The following is a 592-nucleotide window of genomic DNA, read 5'->3' on the forward strand; positions in this document are numbered from 1 at the left end:
ATGAACCTTCAAAACTGAACGCAAAACGCTGATGTACAGGTCAAAACCTGCATTCCGTAATAATCCTTAGAAAGGAGGTGATCCAGCCGCACCTTCCGATACGGCTACCTTGTTACGACTTCACCCCAATCATCTGCCCCACCTTCGGCGGCTGGCTCCCGTAAGGGTTACCCCACCGACTTCGGGTGTTGCAAACTCTCGTGGTGTGACGGGCGGTGTGTACAAGACCCGGGAACGTATTCACCGCGGCATGCTGATCCGCGATTACTAGCGATTCCGGCTTCATGCAGGCGAGTTGCAGCCTGCAATCCGAACTGGGAACGGTTTTCTGGGATTGGCTCCCCCTCGCGGGTTCGCAGCCCTCTGTACCGTCCATTGTAGCACGTGTGTAGCCCAGGTCATAAGGGGCATGATGATTTGACGTCATCCCCACCTTCCTCCGGTTTGTCACCGGCAGTCACCTTAGAGTGCCCAACTGAATGCTGGCAACTAAGATCAAGGGTTGCGCTCGTTGCGGGACTTAACCCAACATCTCACGACACGAGCTGACGACAACCATGCACCACCTGTCACTCTGTCCCCCGAAGGGGAA

1 rRNA gene is annotated in these 592 nt (G+C 55.6%); it reads right to left on the minus strand.

Going from position 1 to position 592, the window contains the following annotated elements:
• Positions 1 to 70 precede the first annotated feature (70 nt).
• Positions 71 to 592, minus strand: a 16S ribosomal RNA gene (locus tag AC6CHQ_RS16345); the annotation flags it as partial.

The sequence above is a fragment of the Bhargavaea sp. GQ12 genome (genome assembly GCF_059758705.1).